Raw genomic sequence first — 17,546 nt, 5'->3', positions numbered from 1 at the left:
CCCCCCCCGACGCATCAGTTGATCTTGATGTTGCGTGCCTTGACCAGGGCCTTCCACTGTTCGGTTTCTTTGGCCAGATGGTCGCGCAACGCGTCCGGGCTGCTTCCGATCGATTCGGCGCCGATCGAATCCAGGGTGGCCTTCACTTTCGGCTCGGCCAGCGCGGTGCGCATGGCTTCGTTCAGCCTGGCGACCACTTCCGGCGGGGTGCCGGCGGGGGCGAAGGCCGCGAACCAGGGCATCAGCTCGTAGCCAGGCACGCCGGCTTCCTGCAGGGTCGGCACGTCGGGCAGGGCGGCGGAGCGCTTGGCGGTGGTGACCGCCAGCGCGCGCAATTTGCCGGTGGCGATGTGCGGCTTGGCGGACGTGATGCTGTCGAACATGTAGTCGACCTGGCCGCCCAGCAGATCGGCCACGGCTGGGCCGCTGCCCTTATACGGCACATGCAGCATCTCGACGCCGGTCATCGAGACGAAGAGTTCGCCCGCCAAATGGATCGACGTGCCCACGCCGGCCGAGGCATAGGTGTAATGGTTGGGCTGGGCCTTCGCCTTGCCGATCACGTCCTGCACGCTGGTGGCGCCGGTGCGGGCGGGGTTGGTGACCAGCACATTGGGCACCACGGCCAAGAGCGAAATCGGCGCGAAGTCCTTGATGGGGTCGTAGTTCAGATCGGCGTACAACGCGGGATTGACGGCCATGCCGTTGGCGACGATCAGGATCGTGTAGCCGTCGGGCTTGGACCGCGCAACCGTGGCCGCGCCGATGTTGCCGCCCGCGCCGGCGCGGTTCTCGACGATGAACGACGTGTTCAACTGCCTGCCCATGGATTCGCCCAGCGTGCGGGCGATGCTGTCCATCGCGCCGCCGGGCGGGAAGGGCACGACCCATTTGACCGGATGGTCGGGATAGCTGTCCGCCAGCGCGGCGGACGCGCCGCTCAGCATCGAGAACGCCAGGACGGCGCGGACAAAGGGTTTGAGTACATGGCGCATGCGCATGGTTGTCTCCGTGGTGCTTGAATTATTGTGGGTGCGCCCTTCAAGGCGGGCGCGGCCGGTGTCGTGTCGCGTAATGCGATGGGCGAGCCTACGTGCCTGTCAGCAGGCCGACCCATGGAAAGACGCTTGCCAGATTCATACTTTTCTTGCCGAAAGTGTCTAGATTCGTTCAGTATGGCTTGCGCTTTCCATTCTGGTCCAAGACTATATGGGTTCTTATCTATACCCATATCGTCTAAATAACCATGCAATTCAGACAGCTGCGATATTTCCAGGCCGTGGCGGAAGAGGGCAGCTTTACTCGCGCCGCCGCCCGACTGCACATGGCGCAACCCCCCTTGAGCCGGCAGATCCGCCAATTCGAGGAAGCGCTGGGCGTGCAATTGTTTGAACGCACCACCCGGGCCCTGCGGCTGACCGAAGCCGGACGCTTCCTGCTTGAGCAATCACGGCTGCTGACCGCGCGCCTGGACGAAGTGCTGGAAGGCACGCGTCGTCTTGGGCAGACGCAGCGGCGTTGGTTTGGCATCGGATTCGTGCCGTCGACCCTGTATGGATTCGTGCCGGAACTGATCCGCCAATTGCGCACCGCGGACCCGCAGGTGGAAGTCGGTCTGACGGAAATGACAACGCTGCCGCAACTCGAAGCCCTGAAGGCGGGGCGCATTGACCTGGGAATCGGCCGGATCCTGCTGGATGATCCCGCGATCGAACGCCGGGTGCTGATGACCGAACCGCTGATGGCCGCTGTGCCGTTGCGGCATCCGCTGGCGGCGATGAGCGGCGTGTCGGTAGAGCGCCTGGCGCAAGAGCCTTTCGTGCTGTATCCCGCCAGGCCGCGGCCCAACTTCGCGGACCATGTGCTGGGGCTATTCCGCGCGGCGGGCCATGCGCCGCAGATCGTGCAGGAAGCCAACGAGCTGCAGACCGCGATCGGCCTGGTGGCGGCGGGGCTGGGCGTGTCGGTGGTGCCGGCCTCGGTGCAGCGCTTGCAACGGCAGGATGTTGCCCATGTGCGAATCGAGGCCGATGCGTTCGTGTCGCCGGTGATCGCGAGCTACCGCAAGGACGATCAGTCGCCGTTCCTGGCGCGGGCGTTGGCGTTGGCGGCAGGGCTTGCCGAGTGACGCCGCGCGTGCACCCAAGGTTGCATTGGCAGGGCGGTCAGGCCGCGATGGACCACCGCGGCTGCTCGGGCACGTCGGGCAGCACGATGTCCGTATGTCCGGGGCACACCCAGCGTACCCGCTCACGCGTGGCGTCGATGCAGCCGCCCTGGTCGTAAATGCCTTGTGGGTCGCGAATCCGCGACATGCGCGCCAGCACGTCGGCGGTGGCCTTGGGGCTGGCCAAGGTCTGGCGCACGCGCGCCTTGACGATCTGTTCGTCGATGAAGGATTGACCGGCGGCGTTTACTCGAAGGCCGTGGCGCCAATGGAAGATCTCCACGCACTTCGTCGTCAGCGTGAACGGGGCGCCGCGTTCCCAGAAGTTGTTGAACTGGCCGCTGCCCAGATAGAACACCCAGGAGCCCTCGTACCCTTCGACGTCGGACGAGGCCGCGTCCGGGTTGCGGAACCACAGCCGATCGCCCGGCACATAGAAATGATGCGGCAGGGGGGCGGCAAGGGAACCGTATTCGTGCAGGAAGGCTTCGTGGAAGCGGCCGGACATCACCGCGCGCGTTTCCCATTGGCGTTGCAGGCGGCGGCCCAGCTCCGGGTTGGCGTGTTGCAGCTCCTGCGCGATGCCAAGGACCGTCACATACTCGGTCGCCCGATAGCACGAGAACGCATACAACTGGCCCGACGCCTCGGGTTGAGTGGCTTTGCGCAAACCTTCGATCAGCGATCGCCCTGGCCGCACGGTAAAGCCCCGTGCCTCGTCGTAAGTCCAATAGTCCGACGGCCGCTCGGCGTGTTCGGTGTCGAACGCCAGCGCGGTCTTGCGCGCAGCCTGGACGATATAGCGGCGGATGCGCACCGCCGATTCCAGTTCCGCGATGCTGGGAAACGTGAACGCGACCGGGCTGGCCAGCATCGCCAGCACGATCTCGCGGTCCAGATCGATGTCGTAGGCATCCGTGCGCAGGTTCAATGCGCGGGCGACGCCGGTGGTGTCGTGGCCCGGCATGCAGGCGGCCGCGAAGGCGGTCTTAAGCCATGCCTGCGCACCTGGCGCCGCGCCGGCCACACCGGAACTGTTCGCCACATCGCGTAGGCCCAACGCGGAAAGATAGTCCTGGATGGCATGCAGCGGGCAGGCCGTATGGCGCGTTTCGGGCGGTGCAATACGAATGCCGCCCCGGTCCGGATGCATCGGTGAAAACTGAGTGAACGGCATGACAGACGAACCGGGAATACGATCCGGAAATTGTAGTCATGCAGGCTTAATATCAGCTTTAAGCAGCCGTCGCGAAACCGCATGATTTAGCGGGTTTCCCAGCGTTTTCAGGTAATTTTTCAGCCGTATTTCAGCGCGATTTCAAGCGGCTTTCATGGTTGTTGCGAAGGCGTTGCAAACGGCCGCCCGGGCACGCCGTGGAACAGCAGCGTGCAGACCACGGCCGCGACCAGGCTGGGCAGCGCGCCCACTTTGAAGGCGTCGATCACATACGCCATTCGCGCCGTTCCGAACACGGCCAGCATGAACAGAAATCCGTATGCGGTACCGGCGGCGCATACCCACGCCATGCGGGGCCAGGAAGCGTGCGCAAGCTTGAGCGCGCCGGCCGTCACGCCGCACAGCACGGCGGGCGCCGCGCCGAATAGATACGCGGCGCGTAATCCGTCGAAACTGTACAGGCTGGCCGGAAGCGTCATCGTGCCCATCACGACCGGCAAGCCGATCGCCGGGCCGATCAACCCGTAGGCCAACGCGCCGCCCGCGACCTTGCGCGTGATCGACCGGCCGGTGTCGTCAGGCTGCCGGCGCATGCACCGATAGACGACGCTTGCCGCGGCGAGCAGCGCGATAAGGACGAGCAGGAGCAGGTTCATGGCGCAAGAATTGAATGCCGCTACTTGCGTAGCGGCGCAACGTTACTGGCTGACGTACCGCTTGGTCTTGGCGTCGAACGTGTAATGCGTGACGTCGGCGGCGCCAAGCTGGCGGGTCTTGTTCGGTCCCGAGATCGTGGTGCCGCTGGGCTTGACCGTCACGCGCGGCATGTCGTTGCCTGTGGCCGCCGTGAACACCAGTTCGCCGGCGCTGCTGGTGCACGGCATGACTTCGCCGTCCGAGCACGCGGCGCTATTGTCTTCGCCGGTCAGGATGCTGCCGACGTAGGTCCAGACGTTGTTGTCCGAGTCGGGCTTGAGCTGTTGGGGATCGAACACCAGCAGGGTATAGCCGTCGCTGTTGATGCCGTTGTCGAAGCTTGTATCGGGCACGGCCAGCAACAGCTTGCCAGCGGGCGTGCGGTATTCGACCGGCTTGCGGCGGGTGTCGACCTCCGGGGCTCTTTCGTATGCGCCGAATTCGCCGATGGCGGGTTCCATGCCCAGGAATTTCCAGGGGCGTTCGGACGCCGGGTCGTTCAGCACGAATGTGGATTCGGCGATATTGACCTGCGTTCCGGGCCCGACCTGGTCTTCGCCCGGTTTGCCGTACCGTTGCGCGGTTTTCCAGACAAAGCCGGTGTAGTAGTGCTGGCCTTCGGATTCGAAGGCATGGCCGAACCAATACGTGGCGATGCTGCCGTTTGCCACTTCATACGACGTCTCGCCTTTGCCGTCGATCTGATAGATGAAATACATCACCGTGGCGGCATCCGGGGGCTTCACGGCGGCGGCAGCGGACCTTTGGATTGCAGGTGCGCTGTCCGTGGCGGCGAGCGCGGGCGCCGGGTGGCCGTAGGCAGCAAAAGTCGCGGCAATCAGGCCTGCCATGGCGCTGCGGGCGCACCAGCGGCGCAAACTCGGGCTGACCTTCATAAGGGTTCTCATGAGTTAGGAAACGTCCTGTCGAATATCTATAAAAGCGTTTTGATTGTTGATGTAGGTATAGAACGGTCGATCTTCCGGCGCGGGCTGCCATGCAAACGCCATAACGGCCCGGCGGATTTGGGATGCGGAGCGAGTATACGGGCCCTATTTATCGTCCAGGCTTCACGATATTGCAGGTATTGCTGGTCTGTTACATATGCCCGGTTCGACTCGGGGTTCCGCCATGGGCGCTTTACCCACCGCTGGAAGCGGGCGGCGTCTCCTGTGCGGCCGACAGCACCGGTTCGGCCGCGTCCGTGCCGGGCACGACATTGGTCAGATCTTCGGTCATTTCGTGGTCCAACGCGCCTTGGACCAGGTCTTCGGTCACCCGCAGCTCCACGCCGACGGGCGACATCTGCGCGGCCGCGGCAAACGGCGCGACGGGCGACGGCGCGGGACGTTCGCCGCGGCGCCACATGAAGAAGGCCATCAAGCTGAGGTTCAGCACCGCAAAACACCAGAACAGCCCGGCCGCGCCGTACTTGGCCATCACTTGCGAGATCGCCAGCGGACTCAACGCCGACCCCAGCGAATTGATCAGCAGCAGGCCTTGGATCATGCGCACCAGGGCATCGGCGGGCGCCCGGTCCGCGGCGTGGCTCACCGCGACCGGATAGATGGCGAACACGCCGCCACCCAGCAGGAACAGCAGAACGATCAGCAGCGGCGATCCGGTGGGCAGCAGCAGGATCAAGAGGCTGAGCACCGTACAGAAAACGGCCAACGCGATAAGCACGACCTGACGGTCGCGCAGATCCGACCAGCGGCCAACGGGATACTGCAGCACCATGGCGCCCAGGATCACCGCGCCCATCATCTTGCCCACTTCGGCCACATCCAGCCCGATCCGCTGCAGGTAAAGCGGCAGCAGGGTATAGACCGCCGCGATAGCGACTCCCGAACCGAAGCAGCCCATGACGCCGGTGGGCGTCATGCGGATCAGGTGGTGCGGCATCAATGGCTCGACGCGCTCGACCAGCGGGGAAATGCGCGGAATGATGACCATCGGCATCACTGACAGCGAGGCCAGCAGCCCGGCCACCATGAAAGGCGCCATGTCGCCCAATTGCGTCAGGGCGCCCAGCTGAATCTGGCCCAGCATGCCGGAGCCGTACAGGGAAATCATATAGAACGCCAGCAAGCGTCCGCGCATCTTCGGGTCGCCCGCCAGCAGCAGCCAGCTTTCCACCACCAGAAACACCCCGACGCTTGCCCATCCGTTGATGAGCCGCAGGACGAACCATGCCTCGGCGCCGAAGACCAGTCCTTGCAGCAACACCGTGACCGCGATCAGCGAGGCGAAACTGCTATAGGCGCGGATATGGCCAATGCGCACGATCAGCCGGTCATTGAAGATGGCGCCCAGCGTCAGGCCGATGAAATACGACGACGAAATCAGGCCGATGACGGTGGCGGACTCGCCGGCGGCATCCAGGCGCAAGGTGGTAAGGGAAGAAATGAACGCGTTGCCGATGCAGACAACGAACAAGCCAAGAAGCGGCCCCAGGACTAAGGCCAACAACTGCCGAGACATGACATCCTCGATCGCGAAAGCGGAAACCATCCGGCCTGGCCGGATTACTGCTATGAAAAGTCAGGGGAAATCACAACCGGCGCCGTCGCGGGCCCGCCGTGGTTTTTTCTGAGGGAAGGGGCGCCCAAGGGCGAAAACCGGCGGGGATTGTAGCGCCGTTCATCGGGCGGGCTGTTCCGGGGAGGAATGGCCCGCTGCTGTTTCGTTGCCAGGGCGGCCTTACGACCTGGGCAGGTATTGATTGATCTTGCCCGAGTCGATGAACAGCTTCAAATAGGCCGTGCCCTCGGAAATCGCGCTGGCGGGCGTGTCGCGAGGGGTCAGGGGGCAGGGAATGCACCAATCCAGGAGCACCAGCGTTGAATATGTGACCTGAACCAGCGGCAGGAAACCCTCGGGCAGCGTGCCGAATTGCTCCAGGCAGCGCAACGGCACGGCACGGACCCCTAGGCGAAAGCCTTTGTGTTCGGTAAGGACGAGATCGTTCATGGATGGGCTCCGACACGCCGCAGCGGCGCTACGCCACTGCGGCACGGGCTGTACGGTCACATCACCGTCACCGGAATCTGACGCGGCTGCGCCTCGCGGATGCGCGGAACTTGCAGGGTTAGCACACCGTGCTTCAGGCTGGCGCTGATGGCGTCCTTGTCGAACTCCGGCCCCAACCTGAACGAGCGGCGAAACAGTGGTTCGCGCAGTTCGCAGTGGATCAGCCGAACATCGGCGGGAACCGGCACCGACGCCTGTCCTTCGATGACCAGCACCTCCGATTCCACTTTAATGTTCAACGTGTCTTTCGTGACGCCGGGCAGGTCGGCCACCACGGTGACACCGGTCGCGTCTTCAAAAATGTCGACCGCCGGCAGGTTGGCGGGGCGTTGCTCTTTTGAACGGCCGCCCGGTTCTACAACGAGTTCGTTACGCTCATTCATGATCGTTTCTCCTGAGTCGTGCTTGACGCTTGCATCACTGGATTGCGATAAGACGCGGTTTCGACGATTCTTTTTTCTTGATGGATATCAAAAGGCAGCCGTCGATGTATTTCGCCTCGACGTTGTCGGGATCGACGTCCCCGGGCAACTCGATAACGCGGGTGAAGTCGCCTTCGGCACGTTCCCGCGCGTAGTAGCGGCCGTTTTCGGGCAAGGGCGGCATGTTGCGCGTGCCGCTGATGGTGAGCAGCCCCTTCTCCATGGACACTTTCAAGGTGTCGGGATCGATGCCGGGAACGAAGCCGACGACGACGGCGGCGTCGTCGGAAACCCCAATGTTGACGGCAGGGAAGCGCCCGCGTGGCACCGTCCGCAATGTGGCCGGCAGGCCCGCGCTACGAAAGATCCGGTCCATCTGCTCCTGGACCGCGTCAAAGAGAGACTCGACTCCGCTATCGCTGAAAGGGTAGTTGGCCATAATTACCTCCAAAGAATTGTCTGGAAGGATCGAGACCGAGCTACGTCATCGCAAGAGCGACCCGCACACTCGATCGCTTCAATGCCGATATAGGAGCCAACCGCGCTGATTCAAGGCCGGCATGCTTTGATTTTTAAAATGGCTGTCCGGGACGCTATAGATTTTCAAAAAGATGGCGGCCCCCCCCCCGCGATCAGGGGCTTAACGTCCAGATTTGGTCGTCATTGGCGGGCCATCATTCCGGCATCGAGAAACAGCGTGCGTACATCCAATAGTCGCGCGACTGCCCGCGTACTTTCCTGTACTGCCGCAGCAAGCCCTCGCGTTGCATTCCCATGCGTTCCAGAACGGCGATGGACGCCGCGTTGCTGTCCAGGACGGTAGCCTGGACGCGTTGGAGCTTCAAGGCCGCTTGCGCCCACTCGGTGACGGCGCGGGCGGCCTGGGTTGCCAGGCCACGGCCGGTATGCAGCGGGTCAAGGTCATAAGCCAATTCGGCGCGCCCATTCGCGGGGGAAATCTCGTTCAAGCCGACGGTGCCCAACAGCCCGTCGCCTGCGTCCACGATGGCCCAGCGCAGCGCATCGCGGTGGCCGGCATAACTCTCGATCAGCACCGCAAGCGCGGACGGGCTGATATCGCCCCAGCTGGTATGTTCAACGACGCCCGGCTTGTTCAGATACGCCGACCAGGCAACGGCATCGTGGGGTCGAAGCGGCCGTAGCGTGGCTTGCAGGGTGCCGGGCAGTGCGATCGCGGGGGTGTCCATCGGTGGCCTTGGGTCTTGGTCTTGGACGCTTCATAAGCAATCCATTATTCGTCCATCAAAAAATAGAATTTTTCTGTTATGGCTGTGAACCACAATTCATACCGCCCGCCAGGAATAAGCGCGAGGCCAGAAAGTAGAACATAAGAGACACAGGGCACAGAAGAGGACGACGATGGAATCGGTGTATCTGGTAGTGGCGCTGGGCGCGGTGGTCGCCGGTTTCGTCCAGGGCTTGTCGGGGTTTGCCTTCGGGCTGGTGGCCATGTCGTTCTGGGCGTGGGCGCTGGAGCCGCGCCTGGCGGCCACGCTTGCCGTGTTCGGCGCGTTGGTGGGTCAGGTCTTGGCGGCCGTTACGGTCCGGCGCGGATTCAATCTGAAACTGCTGCTGCCTTTCGTGTTGGGCGGCCTGGCCGGTATTCCACTGGGCGTGGCGGTGCTGCCCCATCTGGACATGGATTGGTTCAAGGCGTTGTTGGGCGCCTTGCTGATCGTGTGGTGCCCGATCATGCTGGCGGCCAGGAACCTGCCCAGGATCTCGGCAGGCGGAAGGTTTGCCGATGGCACGGTGGGGTTCGCTGGCGGGGTGCTGGGCGGCATCGGCGGGTTTTCCGGTACTCTGCCCACGCTGTGGTGCACGTTGCGCGGTTTCGACAAAGACAAACAGCGTGCCGTCATCCAGAACTTCAACCTGTCCATGCTGGCGGTGACGATGGGTACCTACATGGCCACGGGGATCGTGACGCGGGACATGCTGCCGATGTTCGCCATCGTGGCCCCAGCGATGCTGGTGCCGACGCTGCTGGGCGCAAAGCTCTACATCGGCATCAGCGAGGCGCGTTTCCGGCAGGTTGTTCTGGGCTTGCTTACGGCGTCCGGCGTGGCGTTGCTGGCGTCCGGCGTGCCCCCCTTGCTGGAACGCCTGGCTTAGCAGGCCCGCCATGACGGCGGTGCCGGCAGACGGCGTTATCGCGCTGCGGGCGCTTGCGCCGCCACGGCGTCGGTCGGGGGGGGCGCATAAGGCCCCATCAGTTCCGTCACCCAATCGATGAACAGCCGCAGTTTCGCGCTGACGTGCCGGTTCGGTGGAAACGCGATGGTCAGCGGCATCGGGTCCAGGCGCCAGTCCTCGAACAGCGGCACCAGCGCGCTGCGCGTCAGGTAGGGCTCGGCCATGTAATGCGGCAGCCACAGTACGCCCAATCCGGCCAGCCCGGCTGCCAGGTAGGCGTTACCGTCATCCACCGCCAGCACATAGCGGCCGTGCACGTTCACGCTTTCGTCACCGCGGTGCATGGCATAGGGAAAGGCGCGGCCCAGACGCGACCATAGATAGCCGACGATCCGGTGGTGCGTGTTTTCCAGTTCTTGCGGGTGCGCCGGCAGACCGGCGCGCTCGAGATAGGCGGGGGCGGCGTAGACGCCCAGCCGCAGATCGGCAACGCGGCGCGCCATCAGCGACTGGTCGGTGATCTCGCCGCCGCGCACCACGCAATCCACGTTCTCGCCAAGGATATCCACGATGCGGTCGCTGACGCCCATGTCCAGTTGGATGTCGGGATAGCGCGCGTGGAACGCGGGCAAGGCGGGGATCAGGATCATGCGCGCCAGCGGACTGGGCACGTCCACGCGCAAGCGGCCCCGCGGCGCGGCCGACGCGGCGGACAGGCCCGTTTCGGCATCATCCATGTCGGCCAGCAATTTGACGACGCGTTCGTAATACGCGGCGCCGTCCGCGGTGACGGCGACGCGACGCGTCGTGCGGTTCAGCAGTTTGACGCGCAGGCGGGCTTCCAGCTGCTGCACCAATTGCGTGACGCTGGTCTTGCTCATGTGCAGCGTTTGCGCCGCCTTGGTGAAGCTGCCGGCTTCCACCACGCGGGCGAATGCCTGCATCGCATCGAATCGGTCCATAGCGGCTCCAGGAGGTGGCGCGGGGTTGCGGACTGTTTGGATTCTACAAACAGTGATGGACAGTATTGCCCGTTTATCGGCACCCGGCGGATCTCTACAGTGAACCCATCGTTAACCACGGGCCGCTTCCGGCCCATTGATGGAGATGACCGATGGCAACCCGCGACGTCGTTTTTCCGCCTGGCCGCCAGGCGCTTTATGAACGTAACCGCTATTCGCCGGCAATCCGGTCCAATGGCTTCCTGTTTGTCTCGGGGCAGGTTGGCAGCCGCGAAGACGGCTCGCCGGAACCCGAGCTTCAAACGCAGGCGAGGCGGGCGTTTGAAAACCTGAACGCCGTCTTGAAGGCGGCAGGCTGCACGTTCGACGATGTGGTCGACGTGACGGTCTTCATGGTCGACCCGCAGTCCAAGTTTGAAACGCTCTGGCAAGTGGTGCCGGAATACTGGGGCGAGGCACCGTATCCGGCCTTGACCGCGGTGGGCGTGACGTGGCTGTACGGGTTCGACTTCGAGATCAAGGTGATCGCGAAATTGCCGGACCCGGCGTAGCGCTGACCCGCCGCGTTTACTTCTTCACCACGTAGTTGTTCGCCTCGTTTTCGCCCGCCCATTTGCGCAGCGATGCGATGAATTCGGGGCATACGTTGCCGTCGACGCTGGAACTGACGATGACGCTGTTCTGCATCCGCATCAGCACGGTGCATTCGTAGACCCGCGAACGGTCCTGGTAGTGGCCAGTGGTGTTGGTCTGGAAAACGGGCGTGGCGGCGCTGGTGTTGGTGGCGGGAATCATGCCGACCACCTGCTGGCTGGAGCCGGTGGTGACCCATTCCGTGTAGGGGGCGGTCTGATAGTCGGACCACTCCAGCTCCACTTCGTTGCCCACGACGCGCGTCTTCGACGGCTCGCCCAATGCGGCGATGGCGTCATTGATCGAGCGGCCTTCCATGTTCTTGGCCACGTTCACGCTGGGCGAGAACGACAGGCCCGACTTGAACACGTTGCCTAGCGAAGGAAGCGAGGAACTGCCGCCGGTGGGCATCGGCGCGCATCCTGAGAGGGCGGCCGCAGCGGCAATCAGGCTGGCCGGCAGCCAGAGCGGCGTGCGGCGGGTTGGAGAGGGCTGGGACGACTTCATGGCGTGCTGTCGATGCTCCGTGGCAGGTCAAGGTGGCTCAACGCGTTTTGTTTCTTTTCGTGACAGGCTTCTGGCCCGTCTGCGGCGGACGCCCGGGAGTGCAGGGGACGGACGCAGATGGCGCGCTTACGAAAAGTTCGACATTTTTACCGGAAATCGGGGCCAGTATCGCCCTTGATCTGTGTGAAATTTGTTACGTAATATGCCGGCTGGGGAGATTCCCAGGGGGACGGACCCCACGGGCTTCTTGCTAAGATCGTCCCCGCTCTCCACTCGACCCCTTACACCGACGATGATGCCTGCTCGATTTTTTCCTTTGATCCGCGCTGCATTCGCTGCTCTTGCTTTGGTGGCGGGCCTGGCCTCTGCCTCGGCGCAGGCGCAAAACGCCTATGGCGGTATGGCGACAGACGGCGACCACACCAAGGTCTACTCGGTGGCGCCGGAAAAAAACAAGCAGTGGGCCGAAATGGCGGCCATCGCGGAGTGCAAGCGCGCGGGGGGAAAAGGGTGCAAGACGCTGACCACCTTCTGGGACAGCTGCATGGTTTATGCGCGCAATTCGCGCCAGGATCTGTTCCCGGGCAATAGCGTGGCGCCCGAAATGGCGGCCAAGAAGGCCATGCGCCGTTGCACGGCGGGCAGCCCGGACGGCAACTGCCGGTTGACTTCCCTGCCGGTGTGCGCGGGCCCGGGCTATAGCGCCGAAGACTTGGCGGCCGCCAAGCGGGCCAAACCCGCTGACATAGAGGCGCTATCCGCCAAGCTGGACAGCCGCGCCTACTGGGGCGCCGTGGCGGAAAACGCTGATGGCGGCGCGGTCTATTCGGATGGGTATCCCTCCGAGGACGAGGCAATCAATACGTTGCTGAAGTGGGAAGACTGCAAGGACTGCCGCAAGCTCCTGACCTATAAGGACACCTGCGTGGGCATCGCCTGGATCAAGGGCAGCGAAGGCCGGGGCACGCGCTTTACCGCGTTGAACCCCGACTCCGTTTCGGCGCGCGAAGCGTCCCGCGAGACCTGCACGGCCAAGACCGGCGCGCCTGCCTGCGTGGCGATGGTGCGGTGCTCGGGCCGTGCCTATATGGACGGCTACAAGGGCCAGGACGCCAAGTTGCAATAAGGGTTTGCGGGGCAAGCCGGCCTCTGCGCCGGCCTGCGGCCCGCGCTTATTTGTCCAGCCAGGGCGCTTGCTTCCACAACGTCTGGAATTCTGCTTCGCCCGCGGCAAGTTCACGGGCGTAGTCTGCCGGGGGCAGGTAGCGCAGCGGCGCGAACATGTCCCGGGCCTTGGTCTGGAACTCTGGATCGTCCAGCGTGCGCTTCACGGCGTCCACCAGCTTGCCCCGCACTTCCGCCGGCAAGCCCTTGGGCGCGGCAAGGCCCCGCAGGGATGCCAGTTCAACGTCGTACCCCTGTTCCTTGAAGGTGGGCACATCCGGCAGCGCCGCCGAGCGCGCCTTGCCCATCTGGCCAAGGAAACGCAGCGGGGTACCGCCTTTCTGATATTGCAGCGCCTCGCCGACATTGATTGCGCCGATGGTGATTTCTCCGCCCGCCAAGGCGCCGCGCACTTCGCCGGCACCCTTGTACGGGATGTGGCTGAGCTTCACGCCCGAGGCGCGCTCGAAACGCAGCATGGCCAGATGGTCGTCCGACCCCGTGCCGGTCGTGCCCACCGTGACTTTGCCCGGATTCTTCTTGGCATAGGCCGACAGGTCGGCCAGCGTCTTCATCTCGTTGTCGCTGCGCACGGTGAAGGCGCCCGGATCGTCGATCAGGTTGCCCAGCAAGTCGTAGCTTTGCCATGTGAAATTGGACTTGCGCTCGATGGGGATGGTCAGCATGTTGGGCGTGTTGATGAAGCCGATGGTGTAGCCGTCAGGCTGCGCCCGGGCCAACTCCGTGAAACCAATGGCGCCGCCGGCGCCGGGGCGGTTCAACACCACGATGCGGGCATCGTTGCCCAGGTACTTCTGCAGAAACGGCGCCATCATGCGCGCCACCAGGTCCGTGCCGCCGCCGGGTCCATAGGACACGATCAGGTTGATGGGGCGTTCCGGGTAGCCGGCGGCGAGGGCCGTGCCGCCAAAGATCGCGGCGCCCGACAGGAGGGCGGCGGACGCCGCCAGGACGCGCAGCGTGCGGCGCTTGTTGGGTTGTTGCATGTTGTCTCCTCAAGGGATGGGTCGGCGGCTTGATGCCGCGCTGTTTTATCAGGGGCCGCAACGCGGGGAAGGCGCGGCGGGGACTGCACGATTTCAGTGGGGCTACGGCTTCAGTGCGGCGATGCGTGCGGCCGCGATCGGCCAGACTTCGGGGTTGACCAGTTGCGGGGGGCGTTCGCCGCGCAGCATCGCGATCAGTTGCGTGGCGGACGACTGCGCGACATTGCGACGGGCCTCGTGGGTGACGCCGGCGGTATGGAACGTAGCGACCACGTTGGGCAAGCCCAGCAGCGGCGCGTCGCGCGGGGGCGGCTCTTGCTGCCAGACGTCCAGGCCCGCGCCGCGCAGATGGCCGCCGCGCAAGGCGTCGTACAGCGCTGCTTCGTCATGGATGCCGCCGCGCGCGGTCGAGAGGAATACGGCGTCCGGCTTCATGGCGGCGAACGCGCGCGCATCGATCAGGCCGCGCGTGGACGCGTCCAGCGGACAATGCAGCGATACGACATCGGATTGCGCCAGCAGGTCGGCAAGCGACACGGGTTCGGCGCCGCGCTGGCGGATGGTGTCGGCATCCAGCAGCGGATCGTGCGCGATTACCCGCATGCCGAAGCCTTGCGCGATGCGCGCGACCCGCGACCCGATCTGCCCGATCCCCACCAGGCCGATCACCGTGCCGTGGATCTCGTGACCCATCAGGTCTTCACGGGAAAAGCCGGTGTCGTGGCGCAGGCGCTGGTGGGATTCGACCACGCGGCGCTGCACGGCCAGCAGCAGCGCGTAGGTGTGTTCGGCGACGGATGCGGCGTTGCCGCCCGCCTGGTTCACCACGGCGATGCCGGCCGCCGTGCAGGCCGGCACGTCCACCGTGTCGTACCCCGCGCCGCCGGACGACACGCAAACCAGATCGGGGCACTGGGCGATCAGCGCGGCGTTCACGAACCATTGAGGCGGCAGTTCGTCTTTTGCGGCGGACACGTGATAGGCGTGGGCCGTCTTCAGGCCGGCCAGCGTGCGCGCATCGTCGCCGCGCGCCGGCAGCACCGACAAGCCGATGCCGGGCGCGGCACCAATAAGCTGGTCGAACACCGGGTTCAGCCACAGGTCCAGCCGGCACAGGCGTTTGGGGAAGTCTTGCGGGGGGGAACCGATATCCGGCATTGTGCGTTGTCTCCGTCTAGGGGCGTAGGGTGTCGAGGCGACTCTACGCGCGCCCAAACCGGAGATAAAGCGAATAATTTTCTAAGCCAAAGGCGAAATTTAGTAAACGATGGCGCCGTCAGACCATGCCGGCCGGCGCGTCGAAGTCCAGCGTGTCTTGCGCCAACGTGCGCAGGCTTTCCAGCATGGGTCGCGTGTCGTCCCGGCGCCATTGGAAGGTATAGGGCAGGGGGCGCAACGGCGCCATGCCGGGCAAGCGGTGCAGGTCGCCGCGCTGGATCAGGATGCGCGCCCAGGCGGTGGGCAGGAAACCCAGCCCCAGGCCCTGGCGCAGCATGCCGGCGATGGCGCCCCAGCTGTTGCAGCATTGGGTGCGGCCCGGGGACACGCCTTGTTCGGTCAACCAGTCGTCCAGCATGCGGATCACGCCCGAGCTTTGCGGCTGCGTGATCAGGGTCAGCCCGGGCAGGTCGGCGGGCGTGACGGCGGCGGGATCGGGCACGGCGCGGGATGACGCCACCCATTCAAAGTCCGCGCTGCCGATCAGGTGCGACGCGATGGACGCGCGCGACGACGGGCCGGCGATCACGGCGAAATCCAGGTCGCCGTCTTCCAGCCCGCGCTCCACCAGTTCGCCGACTCCCACGTAGGGCTCCACCAGCAGATTCGGATGCGCGCGCTGGATTTCCTCGATCAGGCGCGGCATCCAGGTGATTGACGTGAGTTCGCCCGCGCCAAACCGGCAGCGCCCGGAGTACGTAAGGTTGTTGCTGGCCTGCTGCATGAACTGATCGGCGTTGCGCAGCAGGTCTTTGGCGTGCGGCACCAGTTGCTCGCCCAGCGCGGTCAGCGTGGCGCTGCGTGCGCTGCGGCTGAACAGGTCCGCGCCGATGGAGGTTTCCAATTCCCCGATGCGCTTGGACAGCGACGACACCGAGATATTCAACCGGTTGGCGGCGATGGCGAAGTTCTTGCAGGTGGCGGCCCAGTAGAAGGCTTCAAGTTGCTTTAGCGTCATGGCGGGTGTCGGGTGGATGTCCGGGTGGGCAAAAGGCCGCAAAGACGGCGGCGGCCGATAGCCAGGGCGAATAAAAGTGTAATAACCAATATCGATAAAGTCACTTTATTCAAAGTGGCGCCCCGCCTATAGTCATCCGCCATCCCATGACCAACGCGGCGGCCCCAGCCATGGCCGGCCGACCCCCGCACGGAGCCCATGCCATGCCCGACCCCTTGCGCCACCTGCTGAGCCTGCACGATTTCGAGGCGGCCGCGAAGAAGCGCTTGCCCAAGCCGATCTATGCCTATGTGTCCGGGGCCGTGGAAGACGGCCAATCCGAACGCGGCAACCGGCACGCGTTTTCCCAGTACGGTTTTCGGCCGAAAGTGCTGGTGGACGTGTCCCGGCGCAGCACGCGCGCCACGGTCTTGGGCCGCGAGTACGCCGCGCCGGTGGGCGTGGCACCCATGGGCATTTCGGCCCTGTCCAGCTATCGCGGCGATATTGTGCTGGCCCGCGCCGCCGCCGATGCGGACGTGCCCTGCATCATGAGCGGATCGTCGCTGATCCGGCTGGAGGAAGTGATGCAGGCGGCGCCCGGCACCTGGTTCCAGGCCTACCTGCCCGGCGACGACGCGCAGATCGCCGCGTTGATTGACCGCGTGGCCGCGGCCGGGGTGACGACGCTGGTGCTGACGGTTGACACGCCGGTTGCCGCCAATCGCGAAAACAATGTGCGGGCGGGATTTTCGACGCCGCTGCGTCCCAGCGCCGGCCTGGCATGGCAGGGGTTGACGCACCCGCGCTGGTTGTTTGGCACATTCTTGCGCACGCTATGGCGCCACGGCATGCCGCATTTCGAGAACAACTATGCCACGCGCGGCGCGCCGATCCTATCCGCCAATGTGCTTCGCGACTTCTCGGACCGGGGCCATCTGAATTGGCGGCACGTGGCGGCCATCCGGCGCCGCTGGGCGGGGCGGATGGTGATCAAGGGCATCCTGCATCCCGACGATGCGCGGACGGCGCGTGCGCAGGGCATGGACGGCGTGATCGTGTCGAATCATGGGGGGCGGCAGTTGGACGGCAGCCTGTCGCCGCTGCAGGCGTTGCCGGCGATCGTGGACGCCGCGGGCGGCATGGATGTGATGCTGGATAGCGGCGTGCGGCGCGGGTCGGACGTCTTGAAGGCAATGGCGCTGGGCGCGCGCTGCGTCTTCGTGGGGCGGCCCTTCAACTATGCGGCGACGGTGGCGGGGCAGCGCGGCGTGGCGCATGCCATTGGCCTGATCGTGGAAGAGGTCCGTCGCAATATGGGGTTGCTGGGCGTGGTGGATCTCAAGGCGCTGGATGCGGATTGCGTGATGCGGATTACGTAATGCGGATTACGTGATGCGGCTGCCTGGCGCGTAGCCGCCTGCGTCGCCCGCCGGCCTGGCCTAGAATGCGGGCACCTCGTTCAT

At 64.6% G+C, this 17,546-nt stretch carries 19 protein-coding genes; 5 read left to right on the top strand and 14 right to left on the bottom strand.

Going from position 1 to position 17,546, the window contains the following annotated elements:
* Positions 1-14 precede the first annotated feature (14 nt).
* Positions 15-1,001 carry a Bug family tripartite tricarboxylate transporter substrate binding protein gene (locus ACE039_RS01890; RefSeq protein WP_485821536.1) on the bottom strand — a complete coding sequence of 329 codons (987 nt, stop codon included), beginning with the start codon at positions 999-1,001 and terminating at the stop codon, positions 15-17.
* A 245-nt stretch (positions 1,002-1,246) separates the two neighbouring features.
* On the opposite strand from ACE039_RS01890, the gene ACE039_RS01885 reads away from it, so the two are divergent.
* Positions 1,247-2,128 (top strand): LysR family transcriptional regulator, encoded by an 882-nt coding sequence (locus ACE039_RS01885; RefSeq protein ID WP_105557245.1) that lies wholly within the window; start codon positions 1,247-1,249, stop codon positions 2,126-2,128.
* A gap of 37 nt (positions 2,129-2,165) precedes the next feature.
* Here ACE039_RS01885 and ACE039_RS01880 read toward each other — a convergent pair whose 3' ends face one another.
* The 8 genes from ACE039_RS01880 to ACE039_RS01845 all read right to left on the bottom strand — a co-directional run bounded on the left by ACE039_RS01880 (position 2,166) and on the right by ACE039_RS01845 (position 8,703).
* Entirely contained in the window at positions 2,166-3,344 is a 1,179-nt protein-coding gene (locus ACE039_RS01880; protein WP_485821535.1) for a hypothetical protein, read from the bottom strand.
* 152 nt (positions 3,345-3,496) lie between these two features.
* The gene (locus ACE039_RS01875) at positions 3,497-4,000 is read right to left on the bottom strand and encodes a hypothetical protein (protein WP_485821534.1); all 504 of its coding nucleotides are present in this window, start codon (positions 3,998-4,000) and stop codon (positions 3,497-3,499) included.
* Between the two features lie 42 nt (positions 4,001-4,042).
* On the bottom strand, positions 4,043-4,948 hold the full coding sequence (locus ACE039_RS01870; RefSeq protein ID WP_448712846.1) for a hypothetical protein: 906 nt from the start codon (positions 4,946-4,948) through the stop codon (positions 4,043-4,045).
* Between the two features lie 232 nt (positions 4,949-5,180).
* Positions 5,181-6,524, bottom strand: coding sequence for an MFS transporter (locus ACE039_RS01865; protein ID WP_485821533.1), 1,344 nt, complete (start codon positions 6,522-6,524; stop codon positions 5,181-5,183).
* Between the two features lie 219 nt (positions 6,525-6,743).
* Positions 6,744-7,013, bottom strand: a complete 270-nt coding sequence (locus ACE039_RS01860) for a hypothetical protein (RefSeq protein WP_448712850.1) — start codon at positions 7,011-7,013, stop codon at positions 6,744-6,746.
* Positions 7,014-7,069: 56 nt separating this feature from the next.
* A complete protein-coding gene (locus tag ACE039_RS01855) occupies positions 7,070-7,456 on the bottom strand; it encodes an Hsp20/alpha crystallin family protein (RefSeq protein ID WP_105557250.1) in 387 nt (128 codons plus the stop codon).
* Positions 7,457-7,490: 34 nt separating this feature from the next.
* Positions 7,491-7,934, bottom strand: a complete 444-nt coding sequence (locus ACE039_RS01850) for an Hsp20/alpha crystallin family protein (RefSeq protein WP_485821532.1) — start codon at positions 7,932-7,934, stop codon at positions 7,491-7,493.
* Between the two features lie 235 nt (positions 7,935-8,169).
* Positions 8,170-8,703 carry a GNAT family N-acetyltransferase gene (locus ACE039_RS01845; RefSeq protein WP_485821531.1) on the bottom strand — a complete coding sequence of 178 codons (534 nt, stop codon included), beginning with the start codon at positions 8,701-8,703 and terminating at the stop codon, positions 8,170-8,172.
* Positions 8,704-8,875: 172 nt separating this feature from the next.
* On the opposite strand from ACE039_RS01845, the gene ACE039_RS01840 reads away from it, so the two are divergent.
* Positions 8,876-9,631 carry a sulfite exporter TauE/SafE family protein gene (locus ACE039_RS01840; protein WP_448709882.1) on the top strand — a complete coding sequence of 252 codons (756 nt, stop codon included), beginning with the start codon at positions 8,876-8,878 and terminating at the stop codon, positions 9,629-9,631.
* A gap of 35 nt (positions 9,632-9,666) precedes the next feature.
* On the opposite strand, the gene ACE039_RS01835 is transcribed toward ACE039_RS01840, so the two are convergent.
* Entirely contained in the window at positions 9,667-10,614 is a 948-nt protein-coding gene (locus ACE039_RS01835) for a LysR family transcriptional regulator (RefSeq protein ID WP_485821530.1), read from the bottom strand.
* Positions 10,615-10,766: 152 nt separating this feature from the next.
* On the opposite strand from ACE039_RS01835, the gene ACE039_RS01830 reads away from it, so the two are divergent.
* Entirely contained in the window at positions 10,767-11,165 is a 399-nt protein-coding gene (locus tag ACE039_RS01830; protein ID WP_485821529.1) for a RidA family protein, read from the top strand.
* 16 nt (positions 11,166-11,181) lie between these two features.
* On the opposite strand, the gene ACE039_RS01825 is transcribed toward ACE039_RS01830, so the two are convergent.
* On the bottom strand, positions 11,182-11,754 hold the full coding sequence (locus ACE039_RS01825; RefSeq protein ID WP_485821528.1) for a hypothetical protein: 573 nt from the start codon (positions 11,752-11,754) through the stop codon (positions 11,182-11,184).
* Positions 11,755-12,070: 316 nt separating this feature from the next.
* Here ACE039_RS01825 and ACE039_RS01820 point away from each other — a divergent pair, with 316 nt between their 5' ends.
* Positions 12,071-12,880 (top strand): DUF4189 domain-containing protein, encoded by an 810-nt coding sequence (locus tag ACE039_RS01820; protein ID WP_313464494.1) that lies wholly within the window; start codon positions 12,071-12,073, stop codon positions 12,878-12,880.
* A gap of 46 nt (positions 12,881-12,926) precedes the next feature.
* On the opposite strand, the gene ACE039_RS01815 is transcribed toward ACE039_RS01820, so the two are convergent.
* From ACE039_RS01815 to ACE039_RS01805, 3 genes are all read right to left on the bottom strand, one after another.
* Positions 12,927-13,925, bottom strand: coding sequence for a tripartite tricarboxylate transporter substrate binding protein (locus ACE039_RS01815; protein ID WP_485811534.1), 999 nt, complete (start codon positions 13,923-13,925; stop codon positions 12,927-12,929).
* Between the two features lie 102 nt (positions 13,926-14,027).
* A complete protein-coding gene (locus ACE039_RS01810; protein ID WP_485821527.1) occupies positions 14,028-15,083 on the bottom strand; it encodes a hydroxyacid dehydrogenase in 1,056 nt (351 codons plus the stop codon).
* 118 nt (positions 15,084-15,201) lie between these two features.
* Positions 15,202-16,101 (bottom strand): LysR family transcriptional regulator, encoded by a 900-nt coding sequence (locus tag ACE039_RS01805; protein WP_105557260.1) that lies wholly within the window; start codon positions 16,099-16,101, stop codon positions 15,202-15,204.
* Positions 16,102-16,247: 146 nt separating this feature from the next.
* Between ACE039_RS01805 and ACE039_RS01800 the strand changes: the two genes are divergently transcribed.
* Complete coding sequence (locus tag ACE039_RS01800) at positions 16,248-17,462, top strand: alpha-hydroxy acid oxidase (RefSeq protein WP_199196805.1); 1,215 nt, start codon at positions 16,248-16,250, stop codon at positions 17,460-17,462.
* Positions 17,463-17,546: the final 84 nt, after the last annotated feature.

It is taken from the genome of Achromobacter maghribensis, from assembly GCF_057334215.1.
Note: the sequence above shows the minus strand (reverse complement) of the source record. Positions and strands in the feature narration are given on the sequence as shown.